This window comes from Xanthomonas sp. fls2-241-TYG-148 (assembly GCF_030208815.1).
In the GTDB taxonomy this organism is placed as follows: domain Bacteria; phylum Pseudomonadota; class Gammaproteobacteria; order Xanthomonadales; family Xanthomonadaceae; genus Xanthomonas; species Xanthomonas campestris.
In genome coordinates, this window is sequence record NZ_JARVTE010000003.1 from 97,058 (window position 1) to 119,660 (window position 22,603).

The 22,603-nt window shown below is 67.2% G+C and carries 23 protein-coding genes and 1 other RNA gene; 16 read left to right on the forward strand and 8 right to left on the reverse strand.

Annotated elements, in window-relative coordinates:
- Window positions 1–198: 198 nt before the first annotated feature.
- Together QRM60_RS05725 and QRM60_RS05730 are read right to left on the reverse strand one after the other, a co-directional pair.
- The gene (locus QRM60_RS05725; RefSeq protein ID WP_115530542.1) at window positions 199–468 is read right to left on the reverse strand and encodes a BolA family protein; all 270 of its coding nucleotides are present in this window, start codon (window positions 466–468) and stop codon (window positions 199–201) included.
- Window positions 465–764: a YciI family protein gene (locus tag QRM60_RS05730; RefSeq protein WP_042599254.1), complete on the reverse strand. Its 300-nt coding sequence runs from the start codon at window positions 762–764 to the stop codon at window positions 465–467. The genes QRM60_RS05725 and QRM60_RS05730 overlap by 4 nt, the downstream gene beginning before the upstream one ends.
- A gap of 366 nt (window positions 765–1,130) precedes the next feature.
- Between QRM60_RS05730 and QRM60_RS05735 the strand changes: the two genes are divergently transcribed.
- Genes QRM60_RS05735 through QRM60_RS05745 form a run of 3 tightly spaced genes read left to right on the forward strand, consistent with a single transcriptional unit; the run spans window position 1,131 to window position 4,777 of the window.
- Entirely contained in the window at window positions 1,131–2,036 is a 906-nt protein-coding gene (locus tag QRM60_RS05735) for a ScpA family protein (RefSeq protein ID WP_011037357.1), read from the forward strand.
- Window positions 2,037–2,049: 13 nt separating this feature from the next.
- Window positions 2,050–3,168: an SMC-Scp complex subunit ScpB gene (scpB, locus tag QRM60_RS05740; protein ID WP_193553101.1), complete on the forward strand. Its 1,119-nt coding sequence runs from the start codon at window positions 2,050–2,052 to the stop codon at window positions 3,166–3,168.
- A complete protein-coding gene (locus QRM60_RS05745; RefSeq protein ID WP_012438191.1) occupies window positions 3,161–4,777 on the forward strand; it encodes a pseudouridine synthase in 1,617 nt (538 codons plus the stop codon). The genes scpB and QRM60_RS05745 overlap by 8 nt, the downstream gene beginning before the upstream one ends.
- Before the next feature lie 864 nt (window positions 4,778–5,641).
- Here the strand turns inward: QRM60_RS05745 and QRM60_RS05750 are convergent.
- Window positions 5,642–6,079 carry a hypothetical protein gene (locus QRM60_RS05750; RefSeq protein ID WP_042599256.1) on the reverse strand — a complete coding sequence of 146 codons (438 nt, stop codon included), beginning with the start codon at window positions 6,077–6,079 and terminating at the stop codon, window positions 5,642–5,644.
- Window positions 6,080–6,557: 478 nt separating this feature from the next.
- On the opposite strand from QRM60_RS05750, the gene QRM60_RS05755 reads away from it, so the two are divergent.
- Window positions 6,558–7,361 carry a glutaminyl-peptide cyclotransferase gene (locus QRM60_RS05755; protein WP_285445779.1) on the forward strand — a complete coding sequence of 268 codons (804 nt, stop codon included), beginning with the start codon at window positions 6,558–6,560 and terminating at the stop codon, window positions 7,359–7,361.
- Window positions 7,362–7,618: 257 nt separating this feature from the next.
- Here the strand turns inward: QRM60_RS05755 and QRM60_RS05760 are convergent, their stop codons facing one another.
- From QRM60_RS05760 to QRM60_RS05770, 3 genes are all read right to left on the reverse strand, one after another.
- Complete coding sequence (locus QRM60_RS05760; RefSeq protein ID WP_285445780.1) at window positions 7,619–8,431, reverse strand: amidohydrolase; 813 nt, start codon at window positions 8,429–8,431, stop codon at window positions 7,619–7,621.
- Window positions 8,428–8,736 (reverse strand): hypothetical protein, encoded by a 309-nt coding sequence (locus QRM60_RS05765; protein WP_076055080.1) that lies wholly within the window; start codon window positions 8,734–8,736, stop codon window positions 8,428–8,430. Before QRM60_RS05765 ends, QRM60_RS05760 begins: the two co-directional genes overlap by 4 nt.
- Window positions 8,737–8,799: 63 nt before the next feature.
- Window positions 8,800–9,948, reverse strand: a complete 1,149-nt coding sequence (locus QRM60_RS05770; protein WP_042599259.1) for a pyridoxal phosphate-dependent aminotransferase — start codon at window positions 9,946–9,948, stop codon at window positions 8,800–8,802.
- Window positions 9,949–10,145: 197 nt separating this feature from the next.
- On the opposite strand from QRM60_RS05770, the gene ccmA reads away from it, so the two are divergent.
- The 12 genes from ccmA to QRM60_RS05830 all read left to right on the forward strand — a co-directional run bounded on the left by ccmA (window position 10,146) and on the right by QRM60_RS05830 (window position 19,133).
- The gene (gene ccmA, locus QRM60_RS05775; RefSeq protein ID WP_011037364.1) at window positions 10,146–10,790 is read left to right on the forward strand and encodes a heme ABC exporter ATP-binding protein CcmA; all 645 of its coding nucleotides are present in this window, start codon (window positions 10,146–10,148) and stop codon (window positions 10,788–10,790) included.
- Window positions 10,787–11,482: a heme exporter protein CcmB gene (gene ccmB, locus QRM60_RS05780; RefSeq protein ID WP_115556172.1), complete on the forward strand. Its 696-nt coding sequence runs from the start codon at window positions 10,787–10,789 to the stop codon at window positions 11,480–11,482. The genes ccmA and ccmB overlap by 4 nt, the downstream gene beginning before the upstream one ends.
- A gap of 76 nt (window positions 11,483–11,558) precedes the next feature.
- The gene (locus QRM60_RS05785; protein ID WP_011037366.1) at window positions 11,559–12,308 is read left to right on the forward strand and encodes a heme ABC transporter permease; all 750 of its coding nucleotides are present in this window, start codon (window positions 11,559–11,561) and stop codon (window positions 12,306–12,308) included.
- Window positions 12,305–12,475 carry a heme exporter protein CcmD gene (locus QRM60_RS05790; RefSeq protein WP_011037367.1) on the forward strand — a complete coding sequence of 57 codons (171 nt, stop codon included), beginning with the start codon at window positions 12,305–12,307 and terminating at the stop codon, window positions 12,473–12,475. The genes QRM60_RS05785 and QRM60_RS05790 overlap by 4 nt, the downstream gene beginning before the upstream one ends.
- Entirely contained in the window at window positions 12,472–12,930 is a 459-nt protein-coding gene (ccmE, locus tag QRM60_RS05795) for a cytochrome c maturation protein CcmE (RefSeq protein ID WP_042599260.1), read from the forward strand. The genes QRM60_RS05790 and ccmE overlap by 4 nt, the downstream gene beginning before the upstream one ends.
- Window positions 12,931–13,053: 123 nt before the next feature.
- Entirely contained in the window at window positions 13,054–14,991 is a 1,938-nt protein-coding gene (locus tag QRM60_RS05800) for a heme lyase CcmF/NrfE family subunit (protein WP_285445781.1), read from the forward strand.
- Complete coding sequence (locus tag QRM60_RS05805; protein WP_014507915.1) at window positions 14,984–15,586, forward strand: DsbE family thiol:disulfide interchange protein; 603 nt, start codon at window positions 14,984–14,986, stop codon at window positions 15,584–15,586. Before QRM60_RS05800 ends, QRM60_RS05805 begins: the two co-directional genes overlap by 8 nt.
- Entirely contained in the window at window positions 15,583–16,017 is a 435-nt protein-coding gene (locus tag QRM60_RS05810) for a cytochrome c-type biogenesis protein (RefSeq protein WP_274390455.1), read from the forward strand. Before QRM60_RS05805 ends, QRM60_RS05810 begins: the two co-directional genes overlap by 4 nt.
- Window positions 16,017–17,030: a tetratricopeptide repeat protein gene (locus QRM60_RS05815; RefSeq protein ID WP_042599263.1), complete on the forward strand. Its 1,014-nt coding sequence runs from the start codon at window positions 16,017–16,019 to the stop codon at window positions 17,028–17,030. Before QRM60_RS05810 ends, QRM60_RS05815 begins: the two co-directional genes overlap by 1 nt.
- Before the next feature lie 121 nt (window positions 17,031–17,151).
- Window positions 17,152–17,226, forward strand: a non-coding RNA gene (locus QRM60_RS05820) — sX9 sRNA.
- A 128-nt stretch (window positions 17,227–17,354) separates the two neighbouring features.
- On the forward strand, window positions 17,355–18,497 hold the full coding sequence (locus tag QRM60_RS05825) for a homoserine O-acetyltransferase (protein ID WP_115530549.1): 1,143 nt from the start codon (window positions 17,355–17,357) through the stop codon (window positions 18,495–18,497).
- A 21-nt stretch (window positions 18,498–18,518) separates the two neighbouring features.
- A complete protein-coding gene (locus QRM60_RS05830; protein WP_115556176.1) occupies window positions 18,519–19,133 on the forward strand; it encodes a cold shock and DUF1294 domain-containing protein in 615 nt (204 codons plus the stop codon).
- Between the two features lie 46 nt (window positions 19,134–19,179).
- Here the strand turns inward: QRM60_RS05830 and cydC are convergent, their stop codons facing one another.
- Both cydC and cydD read right to left on the reverse strand, forming a co-directional pair.
- Window positions 19,180–20,856 carry a thiol reductant ABC exporter subunit CydC gene (gene cydC / locus QRM60_RS05835; RefSeq protein WP_115556177.1) on the reverse strand — a complete coding sequence of 559 codons (1,677 nt, stop codon included), beginning with the start codon at window positions 20,854–20,856 and terminating at the stop codon, window positions 19,180–19,182.
- Complete coding sequence (gene cydD / locus QRM60_RS05840) at window positions 20,853–22,586, reverse strand: thiol reductant ABC exporter subunit CydD (protein ID WP_115557399.1); 1,734 nt, start codon at window positions 22,584–22,586, stop codon at window positions 20,853–20,855. The genes cydC and cydD overlap by 4 nt, the downstream gene beginning before the upstream one ends.
- Window positions 22,587–22,603 lie beyond the last annotated feature (17 nt).

Here is a 22,603-nt window from a genome sequence, read left to right on the forward strand (position 1 = left end):
GGGCCAGCAGCGCCTTGATTCGCTTGGGCAAAGCCGCGAGTCGTGCTCGCTTGGCGAGCGTCAGCCTGAACCACCCGCTTGGTGATCAGGCAGCTGCAGCCCCGCTCTTGGAGATCACAAGAAAGCTGCAACCAGCATGGTCTGCACCGCAATCGCTTCCGGCCAACCCGGCAGAACCGGATTGACCGGACGGTCGCCCTACCCCGCCTCACCAGGCGCCAGCGCCTCGATCGAGAGCGCATGGATATCGGTGTGCATCATCTCGCCCACCGCGGCGTACACCGCACGGTGCCGCGCCAATGGCGCCTTGCCGGCGAACACGCTGCTGACCACGCGCACATTGAAGTGCCCACGCCCATCCTGCGCGCCGGCATGCCCAGCATGGCGATGACTGTCGTCGACCACCTCCAGTTCGACGGGTGCCAGCGCGGCCTGCAACGCGGCGCGGATGCGCTCGACCCGGCTCATGGCAGCACCCGCCTGAACGGGCGGACGTCGACCCGCGTATACACCCCGGCCGCCACATACGGGTCGGCATCGGCCCACGCGCGTGCTGCCTCCAGTGAAGCGAACTCGGCAATCACCACGCTGCCGCTGAAGCCGGCCGGGCCCGGGTCCTCGGCGTCGATTGCCGGGCACGGGCCAGCGACCAATAGCCGTCCTTCTGCCGTCAGTGCCTGCAGGCGCTGCAGATGCGCCGGTCGCGCCTGCTGCCGTGCCGCCAGGGCATCGGCCCGGTCATAGCCTTCGATTACGTACCACACACGCCACCTCGCCCACATCGGAAGATCATCCCGCCAATTCTAGCCGCGCCAGCGCTGGACACCGCCCCCACCCACGCATTACCCTTGACACCACTGCACACGCAACCGGACGCAGCGGCCCGTCGGCCCAGGCTCAACGCTTCTCTCGACGGCCGATTCGCTGCCCACCGCCGGCCCGCGTAGACGACCTCCTCGCTGTTCCGTCGCCGCCTGCCACGCGGCGCCTGATTGCATGCGGACCGGCGTATGTGGATTTGTGGGATCGTGCCGAAGCAGGCACGACATTGATCGCAATAACTCAAGGCAAAGCCCTGCAGGCACGGCTCCGTACCGTGGCCGGCGACCGCAAGACCCGATGTCGACCTGATGAATTCCGAACTCGCGCACGACGCGAATCCGCCAGCCACGAGCGCGCCACCGCAGCAGCAGGAAATGCCGCTGGCGGTCGTGCATGGGCAACCGGTGCTGCAGATCCCGCAGGATCTGTATATCCCGCCGGACGCGCTGGAAGTCATCCTGGACGCCTTCGAAGGTCCGCTGGACCTGCTGCTGTACCTGATCCGCCGCCAAAACCTAGACATCCTGGATATTCCCGTCGCCGAGATCACGCGGCAGTACGTGGACTACATCAACGTGATGCAGGAGCTGCGTTTCGAACTGGCGGCCGAATACCTGGTGATGGCCGCGATCCTGGCCGAGATCAAGTCGCGCATGCTGCTGCCGCGCCCGCCCAGCCAGGAAGGCGAAGAAGACGACCCGCGCGCAGAACTGGTGCGCCGGCTGCAGGAATACGAACGGTTCAAGCAGGCCGCCGAGGATCTGGACACCCTGCCCCGCATGGGCCGCGACTCGGCGCCGGTGCAGGCGCATCTGCCCGAACGCGCCGCGGTCAAGCTGCCGCCGCCGGTGGATCTGAAAGAAATGCTGATGGCGCTGTACGACGTGCTCAAACGCGCCGAGCTGTTTACCGGGCATGCGATCAAACGCGAGGCGCTGAGCGTGCGCCAGCGCATGGGCGATGTGCTCAGCCGTCTGGACGACGGCAAGTTCTACCGATTCGAATCGCTGTTCACTGCCGAGGAAGGCAAGCTCGGCGTGCTGGTCACCTTTTTGGCGTTGCTGGAATTGGCCAAGGAGCAGTTGCTGGACATCGTGCAGGAAGCGCCGCTGGCGCCGATCTACGTGAAGTCGCTGGCGTTGGGCAATACCAATGCGCCGTTGCAATTCTCCAGCGAATTCGACGACAGCGACGCTGCCAACGAACCCACCTGAAGCCGATCACCGAATGGATCAAGCGCTGATCACCCGCATTATCGAAGCTGCCCTGTTGGCCAGCAGCCAGCCGTTGACGCTGGCGCAGCTGCAAGGGCTGTTTCCCGAGGAAGAGCCGGCACCGCCCGGCAGCGTGGAGCGCGCGCTGGAACTGCTGCGCGAGGGGTGCACCGAGCGCGGTGTGGAACTGGTGGAAGTGGCGTCCGGCTTCCGCTTTCAGGTCAAGGCCGACGTGCACGGCTGGGTGGCGCGGCTGTGGACCGAGCGTCGCACCAAGTACACCCGTGCCACGCTGGAGACCCTGGCGCTGATCGCCTACCGCCAGCCGATCACCCGCGGCGAAATCGAGCAGGTGCGCGGCGTGGCGGTGAGCAGCAACATCATCCAGGCCCTGGAAGAACGCGAGTGGATCCGCGTGGTGGGCCACCGCGACGTGCCCGGCAAGCCCGCCCTGTTCGGCACCACCAAGGGCTTTCTGGACTACTTCGGGCTCAAGCGGCTGGACGAGCTGCCGCCATTGTCTGAGTTGAAGGACATCGCCGAGCTGGAACCGCAGCTGCCGCTGGACCGCGACGGCCAGCTGGACGGCCCGGTACCCGCCGCGGCCGCGATGGCGCAAGACGAGACCGGGCCGGCTGATACAGAGCAGGCTGATGGCGAACAGAGCGATGACGCCGGCGCCGACGCTGATGATGTCGCCGGAGCAGACAACGACGGCGATGCAATGAATGCCGATGCTGATAGCGACGAGGACGGCGCAGCAGCACCCACCGATGCAGCGCCAGATGCAGACGTGGAGCCGCAAGCCGACGGAGACGCCACCCAGGTCGAAACGACCGGCGCCGGCACCGATGCAGCGCGGAGCCATGGCAGCGACAGCGCAGACAGCGCTGCCGAGGCGCACGACCCGATTGATGCAACACCGCAGCACCCCGCGGCGCAGGACCCGAACACGCACGACCCACAGACCGCCCGCGAGGGCGAACCCGACACCGCGCCGGGCACGCGCGCGGATGCAGTGAACGAAGACGAAGACAACGCCGTCGCGACGACGACCGTGGCTGTTGACGAAGCCGATTCCGACCCAGAGGCCGACCCAGAACGCGTCGGCCGGAGCCAGACACATGAGTGACACCCCCCGCAAGCTGTCGTTGAACAAGCTTTCCCTCAAGCGCGACAGCGCGCCCGAAGCGCCGAAACTGGAAGAGCGCCTGCACAAGGTGCTGGCCCAGGCCGGCCTGGGCTCGCGCCGCGCGCTGGAGCAGCGCATTGCCGATGGCCTGATCAAGGTCAATGGCGCCGTCGCGCAGACCGGCATGTCGGTGCGCAGCGGCGACAAGATCGAACTGGACGGCCGCAGCTTCGTCGCCAGCGCGCTGACCGAATCCTCGCGCGTGCTGGTCTACAACAAGCCCGAAGGCGAAGTGACCACCCGCGAAGATCCCGAAGGCCGCCCGACCGTATTCGAGTCGCTGCCGGCGCTGAAGGGCTCGCGCTGGATCGCCATCGGCCGCCTGGACATCAACACCACCGGCCTGCTGCTGCTCACCACCGATGGCGAGTTGGCCAACGCGATGATGCACCCCTCCTACGAGGTTGAACGCGAGTACGTGGTGCGCGTGCGCGCCCCGGAAGGCGAAGAAAAGGTGCCCGACAGCATGATCGAGCGTCTCTCGCGCGGCGTGTTGCTGGAAGACGGCGGCGCCAAGTTCGACGAGATCGAACGCATCGGCGGCACCGATTCGCACGACTGGTTCCGCGTGGTGGTCAAGGAAGGCCGTAACCGCGAAGTGCGCCGCCTGTGGGAGTCGCAAGGCTGCCAGGTCAGCCGCCTCAAGCGCACCCGCTACGGCAAGGTGTCGCTGCCGCGCGAGCTGTTGCGCGGGCAATCGGTGGAACTGGCACAGGAAAAGGTCGACGCCCTGCGCGCCGAACTCAAGCTGGAAGAAGGCGCGCCGTCGGCACTGACGCTGCAGCCGGTGATCGGCCAGCGCCGCGCCGCCAAGTCGACCGTGCACGTGTCGCGCGACGGCCGCAGCAATGCCTACGTCAACGGCCAGACCTCCGGCGCCGATGAAGGCCGTGAGCTGCGCCGCTTCGACAACCTGCGCGAGGATCGCGGCGGCCGTGGTGGCCGCGGCAAGCCCGGTGGTTTCAAGGGCGGCCTGACGGTCAGCGGCGAAGCCGCTGCCAAGCAATCGCAGCAGCGCCCGTTCAAGCAGCGTGGCCCGGCCAAGGGCGACCGCTCGCTGCCGGACGGCAACCCGGCCGCGTTCCGCAGCTGGTATGTGCCCGATGGCGTGAGCACCGGCCCGAGCGGCCACCGCAACGCAGGTCCCGGCGGCGCCGGCACCGGCCAGCCGCGTCCTTACGCCAAGAAGGGTCCGGGCGGCGCACGCCCGGGCGCAGGCGGCCAGGGCCGCGGCGCGGCAGGTGGGCAAGGTCAGTCGCAGGGTCAAGGTCAGGGCCAGCGCAAGCACCCCTACGGCCACCCGGGCAACGCGCCGAGCTTCCCGTCCGACCACGCCAATCCGGGCTTCAGCCCGTATGGCGCCGCACGTCCGGCAGCTGGGCGCCCGACCGGTGCGCGTGCAGGCGGCCCCGGCGGCAACCGTGGACCAGGCGGTAATCGTGGTCCCGGTGGTCCGGGCGGCGCACCGCGTGGCCCAGGTGGTCCGGGTGGTCGTCCCCCGGGTGGCGGCAACCGTCGGCCACCAGGTGGCGGCAATCGCGGTCGCTAAGCTACAAGACGTGCAATAAAAAAACGGCCCTGCGACGGGCCGTTTTTCGTTATCGCTTGGATCATGTCTGCTTGAATCACGCGATACATCGAAGTAAGCGCGAGACGTTAACAGTGGCTCGCAGCGAAAACTTTGGCTCGCAGCGAACCGGCACGCGAGGCAGCTTTAGAACGGCCAACGGAGCACCGCTCTGCGGGCGCGGCCGGCTTTGTGGTTCCCATCAGCACACAACCACGTTGCCAGGTGCGATGTCCTCACCGCTTGCGGGACCGTGTGGCGGCATGGATGCCGCCACCGAGCCTACATGGACGTACTTGCGGCGTGTCCCACAAGCGGTGAGGGCAACGCGCCCTCGACTAACCAAGCTTTTTGACTACATCCAAATGCGGCTAAGACTCGACATTTCGATTGTCTTCTTTTGTCTTGGAGTGGTTGGACAGTGCGGATAGATCACTTGCAGAGCGGCTGATCTGCGGCTTGGCTGCAGGGCCCTAGCCCGTCCACCGTCGCGGGACACGCTGCAAGTACGTCCATGTAAGCTCTTCTACGGCATCCATGCCGCATAAGGTCCCTCGCCGGTGGATGGGCAAGGACCAGTCCAGAGTGTCGGTGTGCATGTGTGAGCAGTGCATGCCGTGCGGCCGTCCGACTAGTTGCCGGTCTGATCAAGTTCACTCGATCCGCGCAATGTCGCTGCCATCCCGACATCATTTCACTCGTCAATCAAAGTCAGTGCGGCCAACGCACTGCCGCCATCGCTACAGACCTCTAGAGGCTTTGTTACCTATCTCTAGGTAACAAAGCCTCTCGCGTACAGATGCGCTTGTTGTGTGCAGTGCCGTCTTCAGCGCGATCTGCTGCGTCTTACTTGCGACGCTCGATCACGAAGTTGCCTACATTGACGCCCAGATCTACGCCCTCGCCCGTCCCGGCCAAGGCCAGCGAGATGTCGCCCTTGGTGACGACCTGTGCGGTACTGGACTTGACCACGCCGGCATGCGCCTCGGCGGCCGCATAGGTGCCCAGCAGATCATTGAGGCTGTATGCACCGGAGAAGGTGCCGCGGCCGCCGGTAATCTTGGACTTGCCGACGGTCAGGCCACCGCCCTTGCTGGAGATCTTCACCGGAATCACCGCACCGTTGTCGCAGGTGATGGTGCCGGTGCCGCTGGCGGTCTTGTAGAACACCGACCAGCCTTCGAGATTGAACGACAGTTTGCAGTCGATGTTGCCTGCTGCCTGGGCCTGCGGCGCGAGCGTGGCGACGCCCAGCAGCGCGAGCAGAGAGAATGACTTGATCATGTGCAGCTTACCGGTGTATGGACGTGGCGCGAGCCTAGCAGCGCCGGTGTGGCGGCCGCGGCAAGGTCCCCGCGCCGTGCAAGCGCCGGTTCAGCGAATCGTTAGGGGGCGTGCAAGGCGCAGGCGGCGCAGTTCACCGCGTGGCATCCTGTGCCGATGGGCGCCACCGTCGGAGCGAAGCGCTGGCGGCGCGAAGGCGCAAGCCCGAGCCGCCGCTGCGGGCCGTTGCGTTGTCGACTGCCCTATCGGAATCGAAGGCGTCACTGACCTCGCGTCCGGCATCTTCGATGCATAGGTGCGCTTGATGCAGCCGTGAGCAGCCCGATCGAGGGAAGGTTAGTCGCCGCGCACTGGAACCGATGGGATCACTGGCTCTGCATGCCGCATCCCAGCGCGTAGGTGGCTTTGCATCCAGCGTTGATCGAGCAGATCGCGGTGCGGTTGGATTCGGTCTTGGCCGGCATGGGATGATCACCCCATGCCACGTCTCGTCCCTGCCCTGCTACTCATCCTCGTGCTCTTGCCGGCCATGGCAATCGCCCGCGACTCGGTCCCGACGCAGGGCTATCGCGTGGTCAAGCGCTATCCGCACGACACCACTGCCTTTACCGAAGGCCTGTTCTATCTGCGCGGCCATCTATACGAAAGCACTGGCGAGACTGGGCGCTCGAGCGTGCGCAAGGTGGACCTGGAAACAGGGCGCATCCTGCAACGCGCCGAGGTGCCGCCACCGTATTTCGGCGAAGGCATCGTGGCCTGGCGCGACCGCTTGATCCAGCTGACCTGGCGCAACCACGAAGGCTTCGTCTACGACCTGGCGACGCTGACGCCACGCGCGCGCTTCCGCTATCCGGGCGAAGGCTGGGCGCTGACCAGCGATGACACCCACCTGTATATGAGCGACGGCACCGCCGTGATCCGCAAACTGGATCCGGACACATTGCAGCAGATCGGCAGCATCAAGGTCACCGCTGGCGGCCGGCCGCTGGACAATCTCAACGAACTGGAATGGGTCAACGGCGAGCTGCTCGCCAATGTCTGGCTGACCTCGCGCATTGCGCGCATCGATCCAGCCAGCGGCAAGGTAGTGGCCTGGATCGACCTGCAAGCGCTGGTGCCGGACGCCGACGCACTGACCGATTCCACCAACGATGTGCTCAACGGCATCGCATTCGACGCCGAGCACGACCGCTTGTTCGTCACCGGCAAACGCTGGCCGACGCTCTATGAAATCCAGCTAACACCACTGCCGCACGCCGCGGCCGGCAAGCACGCGCAGTAGCTGCGAAGCGCGGAGCGAACAGGGAGAGCCGCCCACCACTGCCGAATGATTAGCGGCTGGCAGCCAAGGCAAGCGCAATGCAACGTCAGGCGCTAGCCGCCACGCGCCGAAGCGGCCACGCCTGGGTGAAAACGCAGATGTTCCTCGACGAGCCGCTTTCAGCTGCTACCAGGCCGAAGGAGCCCGCAGATAAATCAAGCGTCAGCACTCTCGTCCTCGAAAATCCCCAATCCCGACTCCCCAATCCCCACCCACACCTACTCACCCAGCACAAAGCTGTCCGCATCCAGCATCGCCGGGAAGCGCGCGCGGTGCTCGGCCAGCGCGGCTGCGCTGATCGTGGTGGTCACCACCTGTTCCTGTTCGCGGATTTCCACTTGCGGCTGGCCGAGGAAATCGATCACCGCGCTGTCGCCGGCGTAGTGCAACTGGTTGCCGTCCACCCCGACGCGATTGACCGCCGCCACGAAGCACAGGTTCTCGATCGCGCGCGCGCGCAGCAGTGTCTTCCAGGCGTAGGCGCGCGCCGACGGCCAATTGGCGACGAACAGCTGCAGATCGAAATCCAGTTGGCCCGGGCGCTCCACATCGAAGCGGTTGCGGCAAAACACCGGAAAGCGCAGGTCGTAGCAGACCTGTGGATTGATCCGCCACCCCTTCCACTCGACGCAAAGGCGCTCGCGCCCGGCCGCATAGCGCAGATGTTCGTTGCCGAAGCGGAACAGGTGGCGCTTGTCGTAATACTGCAGCGCCCCATCCGGCGTGGCCCACAGCAACCGGTTGAACACACCGTGCTCGGTGCGCAGCTGCACGCTGCCGGTGATCGCCGCACCCAACCGCGCGGCCTGCGTGCGGATCCACGCCACGGTGGGCCCGTCCATGTCCTCGGCCTTGTCGATGGCCTCGTTGGAAAACCCGCTGGTGAAGGTTTCCGGCAGGATCACCAGATCGCTCTGCCCGGCCAACGGCTCGAGCAACGCGCCGTAATAGTCGCGATTGCCGGCTGGATCGTGCCAGCGGGTGTTTCCCTGGACCAGAGAAATTTTTAGATCTTGCGGGGTAAGCGTCATCGCCAACGTGCTCCAATGCAAAGTGTGCCAAACAGACACAACAACCCTAATGTAGGAGTTACCCAGCGCAGGTGGCGAACCAGACGGTTGGCGGTGGTGCGCCTTTCCTGGGCGGTGAGCAGGGCGAGATAACGTTCCACGTATCTCTCTCTCCGGGATGGCAGCACGGCGAAATCAAGATCCGCCCCCTGGCCACGGTCAGCTAGTCCGGTCAACACATGGCCATAAAAGAGTGCGCCATTGACCATTCCGCTAGCCAAGGTCAAGCCGAATGTGATGCCAAAATACATTCCCGTAATCGACATCGCCGTGATCCTTCACCTGGACTAAATGCAGTTTTCGCTCAGCCACGTTTTCGGCAGATGGCCTCAAAGCTGCTGTAACCGCGCTATCGCCGCATCCAAAGTGGCATCGTTCTTGGCGAAGCACAGCCGCGCCAGGCGTTGGCCGGCCGGTGCGGTTTCGTAGAACGGCGACAACGGAATCGCCGCCACGCCCTTCTCCACCGTCAGCCACTTCACGAACTCGGTGTCGGGCAGGTCGCTGATCGCCGAATAGTCCACCAGCTGGAAATAACCACCCGGCACCGGCAGCGGGACCAGCCGTGTGGCCAACAGCTGCGCGCGGAAGCGGTCGCGCTTGGCCTGATAGAACGCGCCCAGTTGCTCGTCGTGCTCGGGTTCGTCGCGGAGCATCGCCGCGAACGCGTGTTGCGCCGGGCCGAAGCTGGTGAAGGTGTTGTACTGGTGCACCTTGCGGAATTCGGCACTCAGCGCGGGCGGCGCGATGGCATAACCGATCTTCCAGCCGGTGCAATGGTAGGTCTTGCCGAAGCTGGAAATCACGAATGCGCGCGCGCGCAATTCCGGCCAGCGCAGCACCGACTCGTGCCGGCGGCCGTCGAACACGATGTGCTCGTAGACCTCGTCAGACAGCAGGAAGATGTCGGTGCCATGCAGCAGCTCGGTGAGGGTCTGCATGTCGGCGGCCGAGAGCATCGCGCCGGAGGGATTGTGCGGCGAGTTGATCATCAGCAAGCGCGTCTTCGGCGTGATCGCCGCGCGCAGCGCGTCCCAATCCACCGCAAAGGTCTGCGGGTCCAACGCCACGTGCACGGCGCGTGCGCCGGCCAGATCGATCGCCGGCTCGTAGCAGTCGTAAGCCGGGTCCAGCACGATCACTTCTTCGCCCGCGCGCACCACCGCGTGGATGGCGTTGAAGATGGCCTCGGTGGCGCCGCTGGTGACGGTGATTTCGGTGTCGGCATCCACCTGCGCGCCATAGCAGCGCTGCGCCTTGCCAGCGATGGCCTGGCGCAACGCGGCCACACCGGTCATCGGCGGGTACTGGTTGTGTCCGGCGGCCATGGCCTGGCCGAGTGCGTCGACCAGCCGCTGCGGCACGGCGAAATCCGGGAAGCCCTGGCCCAGGTTGACCGCGCCGTGCTCGGCCGCTAGCTGCGACATGACGGTGAAGATGGTGGTGCCCACCTTGGGCAGCTTGGTCGTGACGGGCATCGCGCGTTTCCGGTCGACAAACAGGGGACCGCGAGTGTACGCAAACCCGCCCAGCCAGTGCGCCGGGCGATGCGCAAAACAGCGTTCCCGGACACATCACACCGCATGCGCGGCCCCGGGCCGTACGCATCGCCGCTACAATGCGCGCCCTGTCCCGCCCTTCCCATGCCGTCCTGCGACGGGAGCCCGCTGCGCCGATGATCGATCCGCTCCACACTGCGCCGCCGTTGCTGGCTGCGCGCGCGCTGGCCTTCAGCCGCAACGAGGAGCCGGTGTTCGGCCCGCTGGACTTCCATGTCGATGCCGGCGAGGCCTTGCTGGTGCAAGGCGACAACGGCGCCGGCAAGACCACGCTGCTGCGCGTGCTGGCCGGGCTGCTGCACGTGGAGCGCGGCGAGATCCTGATCGACGGCAAGACCGCTCGCCGTGGCGACCGCAGCCGCTTCATGGCCTACCTCGGGCATCTGCCCGGCCTCAAGGCCGACCTCAGCACGCTGGAAAACCTGCATTTCCTGTGCGGCCTGCACGGCCGGCGAGCCAAGCAGATGCCTGGCAGTGCACTGGCCATCGTGGGCCTGGCCGGCTACGAGGATGCGCTGGTGCGGCAGCTCTCGGCTGGCCAGCGCAAGCGGCTGGCGCTGGCCCGGCTGTGGCTCTCGCCGGCCCCGCTGTGGTTGCTGGACGAACCCTATGCCAACCTGGATCTGGAAGGCATCACCCTGGTCAACCGAATGATCTCCGCGCATCTGCGTGGCGGTGGCGCGGCCCTGGTCACCACGCACGGCGCCTATGCCGCGCCGCCGGTGCGCACGCGCATGCTGACCCTGGAGGCCGCCGCATGAGCACGCATTCGCCGCAACCTTCGCTGTGGCAGGCCGGGCGGGCGCTGGTGCGCCGCGACCTGCAACTGCTGTGGCGCCGCCGCAGCGATGCGCTGCAACCGGCGCTGTTTGCGCTGCTGATCGTGGTGCTGTTCGCGCTGGGCCTGGGCGGGCGCCCGGACCTGCTGGCCCAGGCCGCGCCGGCGGTGCTGTGGCTGTCGGTGCTGCTGGCCGGGCTGTTGTCGTTGGATGCGCTGTTCCGCAGCGATGTCGAAGACGGCTCCATGGAGCAATGGCTGCTCGCGCCGGTGCCGCTGGCCTGGTTGATTGCGGTGCGCGTGCTGCTGCACTGGGCCACCAGCGCGCTGCCGCTGATCGCGGTGACCCCGTTGCTGGGCGAATTGCTGCACCTGCCACATGACCAACTGCCCGTGCTGCTGGCATCGTTAGCATTGGGAACACCGCTTCTGAGCCTGCTCGGCGCCGTGGTTGCAGCGCTGACAGTCACCATGAAACGCTCTGGTATTCTCGTGGCGCTGCTGGCGTTGCCGCTGTATGTGCCGGTGCTGGTGTTCGGTGCGGGTAGTGTGGCGGCCAGCGGACAAGGCCAGGATGCGGTGGGTGCGTTGTTGTTGTTGGGGGCCGGCCTGGTGATCGGCGTGGTTTTGGCACCGCTGGCTGCGGCAGCCGCGATCCGTATTTCACTGAGCTGACCAATGCAGTCGATGCGGCGTTGATGCGACACTCCGCTCCGCGAGCAATTGTCATACCGAGAGCCATCGCCATCGCATGAACGTCGTCGCCCGCTGGTTCCACCACGTTGCTTCCCCGCCGATCTTCGACCGTTTTACCGCGCGCTGGGCGCCGTGGTGCTATGCGCTGGCGGCGGTATTGCTGGGCATCGGTATCTGGCAGGCATTGTTCGCGGTACCCGCCGACTACCAGCAGGGCGACAGCTTCCGCATCCTGTATATCCACGTGCCCAGCGCATGGATGAGCCTGTTCGTGTTCGGGCTGATGGCGTTGTACGCGGCCATCGCGCTGATCTGGCGCATCAAGGTGTGCGAGATCCTGGCCATGGCCTGCGCGCCGATCGGCGCCGCCTTTACCGTGATCACCCTGCTCACCGGCAGCATCTGGGGCAAGCCGATGTGGGGCGCCTGGTGGGACTGGGACCCGCGCCTGACCACCGAATTGATCCTGCTGTTTCTGTACCTGGGCGTGATCGGGCTGTATCACGCCATCGACGACCGCCGTCAGGCCGCGCGGGCCGCAAGCCTGCTGGCAATCGTCGGCGTCGCGTTGCTGCCGGTGATCCGCTATTCGGTGGTGTGGTGGAATTCGCTGCACCAGGGCCAGAGCATCCGTCTGCTGGGCCCGTCCAGTATCGATGCCAGCATGCTGCTGCCGCTGTGGCTGATGGTGATCGGCACCAAGTTCTGGTTTGCCGGCTCGCTGCTCACGCGGGCGCGTGCCGACAACCTGCGCCGCGAAGCCGGCAAGGCGTGGATCGTGCGCGATGCGGAGGGCACGGCATGAATTATCTGCCCTATGTGATTGCGGCCTACGCGGTGTTCGCGCTGGTGCTGCTGTGGGATTTGATCGCCGGCCGCTGGCAGGTGCGCAAAGCCTTGAAAGTGGCGCAGGCGCGGCGCCTGCGCGAGCGCAAACGCACCCTGCCCACCGATGTGGAGCTGACCCGATGAACCCGCAACGTCGCCGCCGTCTGTGGCTGGTACTGGCGCTGGTGCTGGCCGGTGGCCTGGCGACCACGCTGGTGGCCATGGCCCTGCAGCGCAACGTGGCCTATCTGTACACGCCGGCCGAGGTGCTGCGCGGCGAAGCCGGGGAGCATGCGCGTTTCCGGCTGGGTGGCATGGTGGAAAAAGGCTCGTTCCGGCGCGAAGCCGGCTCGCTGGAAGCGCACTTCCGCGTCACCGACGGCGACGCGCAATTGCCGGTGCGCTATGACCGCATCCTTCCCGATCTGTTCCGCGAGGGCCAGGCGGTGGTGGCCACCGGCCGCATGCAGCAAGGTGTGTTCGTGGCCGAGGACGTGCTGGCCAAGCATGATGAAACCTACATGCCCAAGGAAGTCGCCGACAAGATGGGCAGTGCGCATCGCAAGCACCAGGTTGCGCCAGTCAAGGTGACCCAGTGACGGCGACCTCCCTGGTAGACCGCGACGCACAGATCGACGGCACCGCGACTGACGGCCATACGCTGCCACGCAGGCGCGCGGTATCGCCGGCCATCCGACGTTGTAAGAATGACAGGCAGGCCGATGCTGCCTGAACTCGGTAGCTTCCTGCTGGTGCTGGCGCTGCTGGTGGCGCTGGTGCAGGCCGTCGTGCCGCTGGCAGGCGCACAGCGCGGGCGAAGTGCCTGGATGGCGGTTGCCCGCCCCGCCGCATTGGTGCAGCTGGCGCTGATCGCTGCGGCATTCGCGGTATTGACGCACGCCTTCCTGGTGCAGGATTTTTCGGTGCGCTACGTGGCCGAGAACTCCAACTCGTTGCTGCCGTTGATCTATCGCTATTCGGCGGTCTGGGGCGCGCATGAAGGCTCGTTGCTGCTGTGGACTCTGGTGCTGGCGCTGTGGACGGGCGCGGTGGCGATCTGGTCGCGGCAGTTGCCCGCCCAGGTGATCGCACGCGTGCTGGGCGTGATGGCGCTGGTGAGCATCGGCTTCCTGGCGTTCCTGTTGTTCACCTCCAATCCGTTCGCGCGGTTGATGCCGGTGCCGCTGGAAGGCGCCGACCTCAATCCGCTGCTGCAGGACCCAGGCCTGATCATCCATCCGCCGATGCTCTATTGCGGGTATGTGGGCTTTGCGGTGCCGTTCGCGTTCGCCATTGCCGCGCTGCTGGAAGGCCGCATGGACGCGCGCTGGCTGCGCTGGACGCGGCCATGGACCAACATCGCCTGGTCGATGCTTACCGTGGGCATCGCGCTGGGCAGCTGGTGGGCGTACTACGAACTGGGCTGGGGTGGTTGGTGGTTCTGGGACCCGGTGGAAAACGCCAGCTTCATGCCCTGGCTGGTCGGCACTGCGCTGCTGCACTCGCAGGCGGTCACCGAAAAGCGCGGCAGCTTCGCCAGCTGGACGCTGCTGCTGGCGATCGCCGCCTTCGCACTGTCGCTGCTGGGGACCTTCCTGGTGCGTTCGGGTGTGCTGACCAGCGTGCATTCGTTTGCGGCCGATCCCTCGCGCGGCGTGTTCATCCTGGTGTTCCTGCTGAGCGTGGTCGGCGGCTCGTTGCTGCTGTATGTGCTGCGCGCGCCGCAGTTGTCGCAGGGCGATGACCCGCGCCGGGCCTTTGCCGGCAGCTCACGCGAAACGCTGCTGCTGTTGAACAACCTGCTGCTGGCCTGCGCCTGCGCCATGGTGCTGCTGGGCACGCTGTACCCGCTGCTGGCCGATGCGCTGGGGCTGGGCAAACTGTCGGTTGGCCCGCCCTACTTCGGCACGTTGTTCCTGGTGCTGATGGCGCCGCTGGTGGCGCTGCTGCCGTTCGGGCCGCTGACCCGCTGGCAGCGCGAACAACCCTCGCGTCCGCTGGCGATGCTCGCACCCTGGGCCGCGCTGGCCGCCGTGCTCGGGGTGCTGGCCTGGTTCGCCGCACCGCAGGGCCAGCTGAAAGCGGCACTCGGCGTGGCGGGGGCGGCCTGGGTGGTGCTGGGTACGCTGCGCTTTTTGTGGACGCGCCGCGCTGCCAAGGGGCGCAAGTTCACCGCCGAGATGCTCGGCATGGCGCTGGCGCATACGGGCGTGGCGGTGTTCCTGGCCGGCGCCTTGCTGGTGGAATCGCTCAGCCTGCAGCGCGAAGTCGCGCTGGCACCCGGCCAGCAGATGGAGATCGGCAGCTACGCGCTGCATTTCGACGGGCTGGAAGAAGTCCGCGGGCCGAACTACGTCTCCGACCGCGCTACCTTGCAGGTGTTCAAGGACGACGCGGCAGTGGGCACGCTGCATGCCGAAAAACGCCGCTACGCCAGTGGCGGCCAAACCCTGACCGAGGCGGCGATCCGCCCGGGCCCGTTTGGCGATCTCTACGTCGCCCTGGGCGAACCGTTGGGCAATCAGGCCTGGGCGGTGCGCGTGCATCTCAAACCGTTTGTCCGCTGGATCTGGCTGGGAGCGCTGCTGATGGCGCTCGGCGGCCTGATCACCGCGGCCGACCGGCGTTTCCGTCGTTCTCCGGAGTCCCTAAATGTCTGACCCCCGCACCTCCCGCCTGCCCACCGCCGTGCTTGTGGGAGCGGGCATCCTGCTGCTCGCGCTGGCGGCGTTGCTGGTCTACGCCGTGGTGCGTTCGGGCAATGACGACCGCGACGCCCTGCCGTCGGCACTGATCGGCAAGCCGGCGCCGGAGTTCGCGCTGCCCTTGCTGCACGACCCTAGCATCATCGTGCATGCGCGCGAACTGCGCGGCGCGCCCTACATCATCAACGTGTGGGGCAGCTGGTGCCCGGCCTGCCGCGAAGAACATCCGGTGCTGAGCCGCTTCGCACTGACCAAGCGCGTGCGCGTGATCGGCTACAACTGGAAGGACGAGCGCGCCGATGCCTTGCGCTGGCTCGAACAACTGGGCAACCCGTATCTGCTGGTGGTCGCCGACACCGATGGCCGCACCGCGATCGACTTCGGCATTGCCGCCGCACCGGAAACCTTCCTGGTCGACGGCCGCGGCGTGGTGCGCTGGAAATACAGCGGCATGCTGACCCAGTCCATCATTGACACGCAGCTGATTCCGGCGCTGAGCAAGATCGAGCGCTCGCCCAGCGCCGCGCCGGACCTGCACACCGCCCGATGACACGCACCTGGCTACTCGCGTTGTTGCTGTGGCCCTGGCTGGCATTGGCCCAGCCAATGGGCGACCACTCGCCGCTGCAGTACCGCTCGGCCGCCGAGGAAGCACGCTTTCATGCGCTCACCGCCGAGCTGCGTTGCGTGCAATGCCAGAACCAGTCGCTGGCCGATTCCAACGCGCAAATTGCACAGGACCTGCGCCGCGAAGTGCTGGCGCTGATGCACGAAGGCCGCAGCGACGCGCAGATCCGCCAGTTTCTGGTAGCCCGTTACGGTGAGTTCGTGCTGTACCGGCCGCAGGTCGAATCGCGCACCTGGCTGCTGTGGTTCGGCCCGTTGCTGGTGCTGCTGCTCGGCGGCACGGCGGTGGCGCTGGTGGTGCGGCGGCGCAGTGCGGCAGCGCCCACCACCAGCGTCGACGAGCAGGAGTGGTAATGGCGATCTTTGTCGCGTGCATCGTGGTGCTGGCGGTATTGGCTTTCGGCCTGGTGCTACGCCCACTGTGGCGTGAGGCGCGCGGCTTGGCCGGCGCGCTGGTGGTGTTGCTGCTGGCGGCCAGCGCCGCGCTTTACTGGCTGGTTGGCACGCCGGCGGCGATCGAACAGACCGCCGACCGCCCGGCCACGCCACGCACATTGGACGAGGCCATCGTGCAACTGCGCACTGCCCTGGCGCGCAACCCAGACCAGGCCGAAGGCTGGGTGCTGCTGGGGCGGTCGCTGTCCAGCCAGGAGAAGTTCGCCGAAGCGCGCGATGCATTTGCCCGTGCCGTGGCGCTGCGCCCGGACGAGCCGGATGTATTGGTGGCCGCCGCGCAGACGCGCATGCTCGCCGACGACACGCCGCAGCCGGATCACGAGGCGCAACGCCTGCTCGAACATGCGCTTGCGGTGCAGCCCGAACACGAGCGTGCGCGTTGGTTCCTGGGCGTGGTGCAACGCCAGGCCGGGCAGCCCGCCGCGGCCAGCGCTACCTGGCTACCGCTGCTGGAGGTGGTAGACCCCAAGACCCGCCCCGGGCTGCTGGAACAGATCAATGCCGCGCGCCGCGAGGCCAAGCTGGAGCCGATCCAGGCCACCGCACCGGCAACTGCCACGGCCGGCACAGGCAAGGCCATTCGCGTGCGAGTGGTGCTGGACGCCGAGTTCGCCAAGCGTGCCGGCTTGCCCGCCGACACCAGTGTGTTCGTGATTGCACGCTCCGCCGACACCCCGATGCCGGTAGCGGTGGAAAAACACCCGCTCAGCGCGCTGCCGTTGACCGTCACCCTGGATGATGGCGACAGCCCGATGCCCACGCGCACGCTGTCGTCGCTGGACAAGGTGCAACTGGTGGCCCGGCTCTCGCGCAGCGGCAATGCGATGCGCCAGAGCGATGACGTGGAAAGCACGCCGGTGACGGTGCAGTTGCCCACCGATGCGCAGGTGGAGCTGGTCATCGGCCGCTGAGTGCTGCGCGCTTGTAAGCGCATAGCACTCCGGGCGCGCGCGGAAACACTTCGGCATTCAGAGCAGCTATCAAAACGACTGCGCAGCCGCCAGGCGGGCGCGGCCGGTGCTCGGAATCCTCATGTACCCACGTACACTCCGGTTCCTCCGCGCCATCAGCAACCACCTGACCACTGCTCGCTACGTTTTGTTAGCCGCTCTAAAGCGATCACATCGCCGGAAACAGGCACCTCCAACGCGGCGCACTGCCCACGCCCTCACACCGCGACAGCGCGTGCCAACCGTGCGCACGCCGGCCCCCGCCATGCCGGATAGAATCACGCGATGACCGAATTCATTCCCACCGGTACCCGCTTCCACGCCCTGCCCTCGCCGTTGCCGATGAAACGCGGCGGTGTGCTGCATCAGGCCAGGGTGGCTTATGAAACCTGGGGCACGCTGGACGCGGACCACGGCAATGCCGTGTTGATCGTCACTGGCCTGTCGCCCAACGCCCACGCCGCGGCCAATGCCGGCAACCCCGAGCCCGGTTGGTGGGAAGCGATGGTGGGCCCGGGCAAGCCGATCGACACCGAGCGCTGGTTCGTGGTGTGCGTCAACTCGTTGGGCAGTTGCAAGGGCTCCACCGGCCCGGCTTCGATCGACCCGGCCACCGGCGCTCCCTACCGGCTTTCATTCCCCGAATTGTCCATCGAAGATGTCGCCGATGCCGCAGCCGATGTGGTGCGTGCGCTGGGCATCGCGCAGCTGGCCTGCCTGATCGGCAACTCGATGGGCGGCATGACCGCGTTGGCGTTACTGCTGCGCCACCCCGGTATCGCGCGCAGCCACATCAATATCTCCGGCAGCGCGCAGGCGTTGCCGTTTTCGATCGCCATCCGCTCGCTGCAGCGCGAAGCCATTCGCTTGGATCCGCACTGGAACGGCGGCCACTACGACGATGTGCAGTACCCGGAATCGGGCATGCGCATGGCGCGCAAGCTGGGCGTGATCACCTATCGCTCGGCGCTGGAATGGGATGGCCGTTTCGGCCGTGTGCGGCTGGATTCCGAACAGACCGCCGACGATCCATTCGGGCTCGAATTCCAGGTCGAAAGCTATCTCGAAGGCCATGCACGCCGCTTCGTGCGCTTCTTCGACCCCAACTGCTATTTGTATCTAAGCCGCTCGATGGATTGGTTCGATCTGGCCGAATACGCACCGGACACACGCGCCGACGCCGCAGCGCCAGAATCCGGCGTGCTGGCAGGGCTGGCGCAGATCCGCATCGCGCGCGCACTGGCGATCGGCGCCAACACCGACATCCTGTTCCCTGTGCAGCAGCAGGAACAGATTGCCGAAGGCCTGCGTGCCGGCGGTGCCGATGCCCAGTTCCTGGGCTTGGATTCCCCGCAGGGCCACGACGCCTTCCTGGTGGATTTCGCCCGCTTCGGCCCGGCAGTGCGGGCCTTTCTTGCAGACTGCTGAGCCGCTCAGGGTGGGGGATCGATGCGTTATCAGGGGCGTCTGAGCGATTGGGATGACCACAAGGGCTTCGGGTTCGTCGTGCCGCATGGCGGTGGCGAGCGTGCCTTCGTGCATATCGGCGCATTTGGGCCGCAGCGGCGGCGGCCCTGCAATGGCGATGTGCTCACCTACGCGGTGCAGCGCGATGCACACGCACGGCTGAAGGCCACGCAGGTGCGCTGGGCAGACCGCAGCACCCAGGCCAGGATCCGGCAACGCGGCAGCGGCTTGCCGCGCAAGTTCATTGCGGTGATGTTCATGGGCGCGATCGTCGCCGCCGTCGTGCTGCAGCGGCTGCCGTTGCTGGTGCTGCTCTGGTATGTGGCCGCCAGTGGGGTGGCCGTGCTTGCCTACGCCGTCGACAAGTCTGCGGCGCAACGCAACCAATGGCGGACGCCGGAAGCCACCTTGCACCTGATCGGCGTGCTGGGCGGTTGGCCCGGCGCGTTGCTGGCGCAGGAATGGTTTCGCCATAAATGCAGCAAGGCCGCGTTCCAGCTGACGTTCTGGATCACCGCCGGGTTGAATGTCGGCCTGTTGCTGTGGGCCTGGCTGCAGCCGGGGCTGATGGCCACGCTCCGGGCGGTGCTGGACTGAGCACGGCACCGTGACTGCGAGACGCACCGGGACAGGTGCGTCTCGCTCAGGGCAGCGCTTCCAGCACCCCGTCCCGCATTCGGTAGCGCCGCTGCACCACGCCGTCGGGCACGCTGTCGTGGGTGATCATCACCAGGCTGCGCTGGCCGAGTGCGGCGGCCAGGTCAATCAACAGCGCATGTGCGGTATCCACGTCCAGGCCGTCGGTGGGTTCGTCCAGCAGCAGGATCTGCGCATCGCGCAACAGCGCGCGTGCCAAAGCGAGCCGCCGGGCCTGGCCAGCCGAAAGCGTGGCGCCGTTTTCGCCCACCCAGGTCTCCAGGCCGTTCTGGGCGGTGGCCCAGTCGCGCAGGCGCACCTGATCGAGCACGGCCCATAGCGCGGCATCGCTGGCAGCAGCATCGCCGATGGCCAGGTTCTCGCGCACGGTGCCGGCAAACACCGGCGCGTTCTGCGGCAGCCAGGCGATGCGTTGGTGCCACTGCGCCTGCGCGAACGCACGCAGCGCGATGCCGGCGTAGTCCACCTGCCCGTCTTGCGGGTCCCACAGCCGCAGCAGCAGGGCCGAGAGCGTGCTCTTGCCGCTGCCGCTATCGCCGCTGATGGCGATGCGCTCGCCCGGGCCCAGCCGCAGGTCCACCGCCTGCAGCACCGGCCGCGCGGCCCCTGGCCAGGCAAAGCGCACCTGGCGCAGTTCCAGCACCCCGCTGGGCGGCACCGCGACTGGCTGCGGCGGGTCCTGCACCGAAGGCGCCTGGTCCACGATCGCCTGCAGGCGCTGCCCGGCCACGCGCGCACTCTGCAGCGCCTGCAACGCCAGGCCGGCGCCGGCCCACACCTCCAGCAAGGCCATGGTCAGGAACACCAGGCCGGCTGCCATCGCGGCGTCGATCAGGTCGCGCTCGGCCGCATCCAGCGCCAGCCACAGCATGCCCGCCAAGCCGATACCGCCGCAGAGCGCATGCAGCAGATTGCCGCCGATCAGGTGCCGCCGCTGGCTGCGGTCACCCTGCGCCAAGGCCGTGGCGGCGGTATCGATGCGGGTGATCCAGGTGCCTTGTGCCTCCACCGCGGCCAGATCCGCCGCACCCTCCAGGCCCTCGAACGCCTGCGTGCGCAAGGCGGCGCGCTGCTGGGTGCGGCGCTGCTCGCGCACGGCGCCGCCACGTGCCACCTGCCACGGCACCAGCACGCCGATCAGCAGCCCCAGCACCACCAGCAGCCCTGCAGCCGACGGGTAGATCACCGCGGCGGCCACCACGCCGGCGCACCACACACCCAGCAATGCAGACAACGGCGCCAGCGCACGCACGCTGACGCCATCGACCTCGCCGATATCGGACATCAGCCGCGCCAGCAGGTCACCGGTGCGTGTGGCCGACAGGCGTCCGGGTGCGAGCGGCAAGGCGCGACGGAAGAACCACACCCGCGCATCGCGCGCGATGCGCAAGGTGGCGTCGTGGCCGATGAGTTTCTCGCCATAGCGCGACACGATCCGCGCAAACGTCAACGCCCGGATCCCGGCGGAAGGCGAGAAGAAATTGAAGCCCGAGCCCATCCCGGCAACACCGGCCAGGGCCGCGGCGGTGAGAAACCCGCCAGACAAACTGAGCAAACCAACACCTGCCAGCGCGGTGACCAGCACCAGCACGGCCGACACCAGCAACCGCCACAGGTGGCGGGTAAACACATCGCGCAGGCGATCGGGTGCCGGGTGCTTCATGGCTGTTCCATCGCAACGCGCGCAACGCGCAGATCGATCACCGTGTCGGCCCACTGCATGACCGCGGCGCTGTGCGTGGCCAGCACCACGGCGCGTCCACGCGCGAACAGCGCAAGGCTGCGCAGCAGGTCGGCCTCGGTGTCGGGATCGAGAAAGGCCGTGGGCTCGTCCAGCAACAGCACATCGGGCTCCCGCAACAGTAGCCGTGCCAATGCGACGCGCCGGGCTTCGCCGCCGGATAACCCGAAGCCGCGCTCGCCGATCACCGTGTCCAGCCCGTCCGGCAGATGCGTGGCAAACCGCAGCACCTGCGCCGCGTCTGCCACTGCGCGTAGGCGGGCGTCGTTGGCCTGTGGATCGGCCAGGCGCAGGTTGTCGGCGATGCTGCCGTGGAACAGGTAGGGCCGCTGCGGTGCATAGCCAATGCGCACGCCCGGCCGCACCGCCAGGCTGCCGCCCTCCAACTCCAGCCAGCCGGCCAGGCCTTCCAGCAGGGTGCTCTTGCCGCTGCCGCTGGGGCCAATCAGCGCGACACGCTGGCCGGCCTCCAGCGCCAGCGAAAAATCGCGCACGACCTGCACTGGCGAGCCAGGCGGGCGCACTGCCAGCCCGCGTGCCTGCAGCAAGGGCGCGTGCGCCTGTGCCGGTTCCAGCGGCCGCGCCGGTACTGCCGGCACCTGCACCGCCACCGCAGGCGGTGCAAAGCCGTGCAGCAGGCGCTCGGCTTCGGACACTGCGGCCAGCGCATTGGCGCGGTCGTGGTAGTGCGCGGCCAGCCGCCGCAGGGGCGCAAAGAATTCCGGCGCCAGCAGCAGGCAGAACATGCCCGTGCCCAGGCTCGGCAGCCCGTGCAGATCCAGCATGCCCAGGTAGCTCAGCCCGAAATACAGCGCCACGATCGCCACGCTCACCGAGGCGAAGAATTCCAGCACGGTGGAGGACAGGAACGCGATACGCAGCACTTTCAGCGAGCGCTCGCGCACGCCGTCGGCCGCTGCCGCAATGCCGCCCAATTCGGCCTCGCCACGGCCGTACACCCGCAGCAGACCCAGGCCCTTGAGGCGGTCGGCAAAGTGCCCACCCATGCGCGCCAGCTCGCCCAGTTGTTCGCGGCCGGCGGCTTCGGCGCCCCACCCCACCAGCATCATGAAAAACGGGATCAGCGGCGCGGTGAGCAACAGCACCAGGCCCACCACCCAATCCACCGAGAACACCGCCAGCAGGATCAACCCCGGCACCACCAGCATTTCGGTGCGCGCCAGCTGGTAACCGACGAAATAGCCTTCCAGCGCGTCGCTATGCGCCAGGCTCAGTTCACCGAGTTCACCGCTGCGCTGGCGGCGCAACCACACCGGGCCGTGTTCGAGCAGGCGCCGTGCAATGCGCAGGCGCAAGGCGTGTTTGGCGACATCGGCCACCTCGCCGGCCAGCGATTGCGCCCATGCGCCACACAGCGCGCGACCGATCACCGCACCCAGCAGGCCCAGGCCGACATGGCCCAGTTCCGCCAGTGGGCGGTGCTGCACCAGCACGGACTGGATCAGCCAGGCGATGGCGGCGGACTGCAGCAGCAACAACACGCCCGAAATCGTCACCGCCACGCCCGCCAGACGGCGCGCGCGCGTGGCCGGTGCGGCCAGCGCGTCCAGCCATTGGCCGCGCTGGCGGCGCTGCGCGGGCGTTTCGCTGGCTGGCACGCTGGGCTGGCTCACATCGCTCTCGGAAGACATCGCGGCGGATCGCAATT

Coding starts and splice junctions, on each gene's coding strand:
- QRM60_RS05725 (WP_115530542.1), bottom strand. CDS start 468: ATGAGCCGGGTCGAGCGCATCCGCGCCGCGTTGCAGGCCGCGCTGGCA.
- QRM60_RS05735 (WP_011037357.1), top strand. CDS start 1,131: ATGAATTCCGAACTCGCGCACGACGCGAATCCGCCAGCCACGAGCGCG.
- scpB (WP_193553101.1), top strand. CDS start 2,050: ATGGATCAAGCGCTGATCACCCGCATTATCGAAGCTGCCCTGTTGGCC.
- QRM60_RS05745 (WP_012438191.1), top strand. CDS start 3,161: ATGAGTGACACCCCCCGCAAGCTGTCGTTGAACAAGCTTTCCCTCAAG.
- QRM60_RS05750 (WP_042599256.1), bottom strand. CDS start 6,079: ATGATCAAGTCATTCTCTCTGCTCGCGCTGCTGGGCGTCGCCACGCTC.
- QRM60_RS05755 (WP_285445779.1), top strand. CDS start 6,558: ATGCCACGTCTCGTCCCTGCCCTGCTACTCATCCTCGTGCTCTTGCCG.
- QRM60_RS05760 (WP_285445780.1), bottom strand. CDS start 8,431: ATGACGCTTACCCCGCAAGATCTAAAAATTTCTCTGGTCCAGGGAAAC.
- QRM60_RS05765 (WP_076055080.1), bottom strand. CDS start 8,736: ATGTCGATTACGGGAATGTATTTTGGCATCACATTCGGCTTGACCTTG.
- QRM60_RS05770 (WP_042599259.1), bottom strand. CDS start 9,948: ATGCCCGTCACGACCAAGCTGCCCAAGGTGGGCACCACCATCTTCACC.
- ccmA (WP_011037364.1), top strand. CDS start 10,146: ATGATCGATCCGCTCCACACTGCGCCGCCGTTGCTGGCTGCGCGCGCG.
- ccmB (WP_115556172.1), top strand. CDS start 10,787: ATGAGCACGCATTCGCCGCAACCTTCGCTGTGGCAGGCCGGGCGGGCG.
- QRM60_RS05785 (WP_011037366.1), top strand. CDS start 11,559: ATGAACGTCGTCGCCCGCTGGTTCCACCACGTTGCTTCCCCGCCGATC.
- QRM60_RS05790 (WP_011037367.1), top strand. CDS start 12,305: ATGAATTATCTGCCCTATGTGATTGCGGCCTACGCGGTGTTCGCGCTG.
- ccmE (WP_042599260.1), top strand. CDS start 12,472: ATGAACCCGCAACGTCGCCGCCGTCTGTGGCTGGTACTGGCGCTGGTG.
- QRM60_RS05800 (WP_285445781.1), top strand. CDS start 13,054: ATGCTGCCTGAACTCGGTAGCTTCCTGCTGGTGCTGGCGCTGCTGGTG.
- QRM60_RS05805 (WP_014507915.1), top strand. CDS start 14,984: ATGTCTGACCCCCGCACCTCCCGCCTGCCCACCGCCGTGCTTGTGGGA.
- QRM60_RS05810 (WP_274390455.1), top strand. CDS start 15,583: ATGACACGCACCTGGCTACTCGCGTTGTTGCTGTGGCCCTGGCTGGCA.
- QRM60_RS05815 (WP_042599263.1), top strand. CDS start 16,017: ATGGCGATCTTTGTCGCGTGCATCGTGGTGCTGGCGGTATTGGCTTTC.
- QRM60_RS05825 (WP_115530549.1), top strand. CDS start 17,355: ATGACCGAATTCATTCCCACCGGTACCCGCTTCCACGCCCTGCCCTCG.
- QRM60_RS05830 (WP_115556176.1), top strand. CDS start 18,519: ATGCGTTATCAGGGGCGTCTGAGCGATTGGGATGACCACAAGGGCTTC.
- cydC (WP_115556177.1), bottom strand. CDS start 20,856: ATGAAGCACCCGGCACCCGATCGCCTGCGCGATGTGTTTACCCGCCAC.
- cydD (WP_115557399.1), bottom strand. CDS start 22,586: ATGTCTTCCGAGAGCGATGTGAGCCAGCCCAGCGTGCCAGCCAGCGAA.